This window comes from Variovorax sp. 01T439_2 (assembly GCF_056398445.1).
Genome location: NZ_JBFTPJ010000579.1, coordinates 1 through 3,886, shown reverse-complemented (window position 1 = coordinate 3,886; position 3,886 = coordinate 1). Strand labels below are relative to the sequence as shown.

General features: G+C 66.5%; 4 protein-coding genes. All 4 read right to left on the bottom strand.

The features are described 5' to 3' along the window. Positions 1-60: 60 nt before the first annotated feature. Positions 61-1,521 (bottom strand): efflux transporter outer membrane subunit, encoded by a 1,461-nt coding sequence (locus AC1DOC_RS23650; protein WP_478079448.1) that lies wholly within the window; start codon positions 1,519-1,521, stop codon positions 61-63. Further along, positions 1,518-2,501 carry an HlyD family secretion protein gene (locus tag AC1DOC_RS23645; protein WP_478079449.1) on the bottom strand — a complete coding sequence of 328 codons (984 nt, stop codon included), beginning with the start codon at positions 2,499-2,501 and terminating at the stop codon, positions 1,518-1,520. Before AC1DOC_RS23645 ends, AC1DOC_RS23650 begins: the two co-directional genes overlap by 4 nt. Before the next feature lie 20 nt (positions 2,502-2,521). Further along, positions 2,522-2,734, bottom strand: a complete 213-nt coding sequence (locus AC1DOC_RS23640; RefSeq protein WP_478079450.1) for a DUF1656 domain-containing protein — start codon at positions 2,732-2,734, stop codon at positions 2,522-2,524. Continuing rightward, positions 2,731-3,886 (bottom strand): FUSC family protein (locus tag AC1DOC_RS23635; RefSeq protein ID WP_478130605.1); only part of this gene is annotated, 1,156 nt, incomplete at its 5' end. The genes AC1DOC_RS23640 and AC1DOC_RS23635, both read right to left, overlap by 4 nt.

Sequence of the window (3,886 nt, the reverse complement as noted above, 5' to 3'; positions counted from 1 at the left end):
GACTGACGTTGTGGAATTTCCGCTTGTCTCATTTTTCTTTTAGAAACGCTCAGGCGTGCGCTAGTGCACGGCATTCACGAGGAGCCCATCGGCTTCCCAGCCACCTCCCAGCGCCATGAATACGGCGACTTGATCCTCTGCCAACAGGGCCGCGGACGTTGCCAGAGCGGCTTCGCTGGCTGCCAGGGTGCGCTCGGCATCCAATGCTTCAAGCTGACCGGTCTTGCCGTTGACATAGAGCTTGCGCGCCTGCCGGGCGACGATGGCACTTTGCTCTTGCGCGGCCGAGAGCGCAGCATGACGTTCCAACTCGTGCGCGTAGACATCGAGCGCCGTTTCGACCTCGCGCAGTGCCGTCAGTACGGTCCCGTCGAAGCGGGCAGCGGCAACCCGGGTGGCCGCCTCGGCCTGCGCGATGCGAGCGCGGGCAACGCCGGTGTTGGGTAGCGTCCAGTTGATCAGCGGGCCCAGGCTGTAGCTGAGTGTTTCCCGGTTTCCAAATCTTGCCAAGAAGCCCGCCGAGCTGGCCGAGAGGCCCAGCGACACCTTGGGGTAAAGGTCGGCTGTTGCCACGCCGATGCGGGCGGTGGCGACGGCCAAGCTGCGTTCCGCTTGGCGAACGTCGGGCCGCCGTCGCAAAAGAGCCGCGCCGTCTCCTACCGGAAGCAGTCCTGCCAAGCGCGGCGGCTGCTCGCACGTGGCCACGGCCGCAGGGAAGTCGCGAGGTGCTGCGCCGGTCAGTGTTGCCAACCGGTACAACGCACCTTGGCGCTGGGCCCGAAGCGGCGGCAGCGCAGCACGTAGTTGTTCCAACTGGCCTTGCGCACGTGCAATGTCGATCTCCCCGACCTTGCCCCCTTGTTGAAGCCGCTCGGAGAGTCGGATCGCCTCTTCCTGCAGACGAACCGACTCCTGCGCTGCGCGCAAGCGATAGCCGCTTGAACATGCTTGCGCATAGGCATGTGCCACGCTGCCGGCCACGCTCACACGTACAAGGTCCAACGCCGCCTGCGCGGCGCCGGTGTCGGCCTCGGCCGCTTCGATGGCGCGGCGCAGTTGACCGAACAGGTCCAGTTGATACGACAAGGAAACCCCCGCGCTATATGTGCCGCGGCTGGGCGGTTCGTAGTCGCGCTGCAGGAGGCTCAAGCCCGAGACGTGCCCGAAGCCGGGACCACCGCTGGCCGCCGCCGTCGGCCTCTCATGTCCGTGCACCTCGGCTGCCAGCGCCTGGTCGCGCTCCAGGTTGGCCACAGCCTGCCGCAGGTCGGTGTTGTGTTCCAGCGCCTGTGCGACTAACGCGTCCAGCTGCCGGTCGTCGTAGAGCCTCCACCAGTGCGGCGGCAGAGCCGTGTCTGCCGCATGGCCGCCGGCAGATCGGAAGGTGCCTGCGGAGGCGGATTGCGCGAAAGACAAGGGGGCGGGAGGCACGTAGTCCGGTCCCACGGGCGCGTGGGCACAACCGGCGAGCAGCGCGCTTGTGGCCGCGACGGTGGCCAGAAGTCGATACACGGCAGTCATCCCCGGTTTTCCGAAGTTCGGGCCGTGACAGCCGTGGTCCGAGCGGTCTCGAGAATTTCAACGGTGACCGTCTGGCCTGCGACGAGACGGGTGCCAGACGACGTCTGGTCGAGCTTCACGCGCACGGGCACGCGCTGCGCGAGCCGCACCCAGTTGAAGGTGGGATTGACGCTGGGAAGCAGGTTGGTGCTGGTGCTGCGGTCGCGATCAGCGATGGCGGCGGCGATGCTTTCGACGGTGCCATCGAGCGCCGGGCCACCCATCGGCGTGACTCGCACACGGTCGCCCTGATGAATCCGAGCCAACTTGTTTTCCTCAAAATAGCCTTCGACATAGATGGAGTCCGCGTCGACCAACGCCATCACGGGGTGGCCGGCGCTCGCATAGGCGCCCTGGCGCAGGTCGAGGTTGGTGACCAGCCCCGCGGTGGGTGCGCGCACCTGGGTGCGCTCCAGGTTCAACGTCGAGGTATTCAACGCGACCTGCGCCTGCCGCAACGCCGCTTCGGCAGCTTGAAGTGCCCCTTTGGCCTGGTCCACCTTCAGGCGCGACTGCTCGCGAGCTTCCAGCGAGATCAAATCGCCCAGGTTGGAATTGCGCTGGCTCTCGCGCTGCGCCTGTGCGAGCGTGATGCGCTGGTTGCTGATCGCGATGCGCTGCGTCGCGACGGCGGCCTGGGCCTGCTCTCGCGCCAGCTCGAAGCGGGCCTTGTCCACCGAGAACAGCAAGGCGCCAGCGGCAACGGACTGGTTGTCGTGCACCGCCACATTCGCGACCATGCCAGACACGTCAGGAGCGACTTGCACGACATTGGCCCGCACGCGTCCGTTGCGTGTCCACGGGGCGAGTTCATAGTGGTCCCAGAGGCGCCAGCCTGCCCAGCCGGCTGCAGCCACCATCAGCACGGTGACCAACAGACGAACGACGGGACGGGCAGGACGGGAAGTCCAGATGGGCAAGGGAAGGGCGTCAGATTTCATGGGTTCAAGCGGTCCGGATTTCAGGACGAGGCGGCGGTTGCGCCGGTGAGAGAAGCCAAGGTGCAGAGCACCAGGGCGTACAGCGCCAGGTCAAACAGGGCGGGGTGCCAGATCCATCGGTAGGCACCGACGATGGCCAGCAGGCGGCGCGTTGCCCAGGAGCACGGCAGCGCACCGGCTGCCAGCAGCAAAAGCCAGGGCAACTGCACGCCCAAAAAGTTGACTTCGATCATGGTTGGAGCGCAGGCAGAGCGGTTGGAAAGAGGTTGCGTCGAAGGCCCACGAGTGCCGCGACGGCAGGCCGCTCGGCGCCCGCCGTCAGGGCGTCAAGCAACAGCCGATCGATATGCGGCCGCAGCGAGGCATGACGCGGTGGCGCGCCTGCCACATGGGCGCGGAAGACGAGGGCCAATTCCCTGAAGAGGTGACTGACGGGTTCTTCCGCAAGGCGGCCGCGATGCCGCTGCAGCGCAGCGATGTCTGCCCCCAGACGCAGTTCGCGAAGCGCGCGGTGTGCCGCGGTCTGGACCGCTTCGGGACCGTCGGGCGCCACGCGCGGCGCCAACAGCGCCATCCTGTCGAGCATGCGTGAGCCAAAGGCGTCTCGGGCGGATGCGTCCTGCGGATGGGCAGCCAGATCGGCAAGGTCGTGCCATGTCGCGCGGCGTATGCGCTTGGCCGTCCAGTCACGCCCCACGCTGCGCATGAGAGCGGTGACGCGGGCCGCGATCACCGCACCCACGAACAAGGCCAGGTTGGAACTGATGAAGCTCACCCAATCGGCGGCGGCCGTATCTTGAAGGGCGAGCGTTCCGGCGACACCGAAGAACATGCCAAGGACCGACAAGGAACTGGCCGGCCGTGCCATGTAGCACCCGACCACCAAGAACACAGGCGCGATGCACAGCACCAGCATGCCGAAGTCATGTGCCAGCGGCATGACCCCCAGGACATAAAAAGCCGACACCGGCAACGACCACAACAGCGCCGTGATGAACTTGTGCATGGCAGGCACCGGATCGTCCATGGTGGCGAAGAAGCTGCAAAAGACGGCAGTGCCCATGGCCATGGCCGATCCGAAGGGCCAGCCCGTCGCAATCCACAGCGCGCACGAGAGGCAGGTGCCCAACACCGCAGTGATCGCCGACCGCAGCGCAAGCCCTCTGTCCAGGTGAAGCACCCTGCGATCCAGGGCCACGGTGCGCCGCAACGGCACCGCGTTCCCGGCAATGCCGGCGTCGATATCGTTGCGCAACGTGGTGCAGGCCTCCCAGTGCGCGACCAGATCCTCCAGGCGGGTTGCCAGATCGATGCGCAGCGCGCGGATCCACGGCGAAGCGGCGGGACCGTCCGCGATGGCGCGAAAGGCGACGCGCGCTTTATCC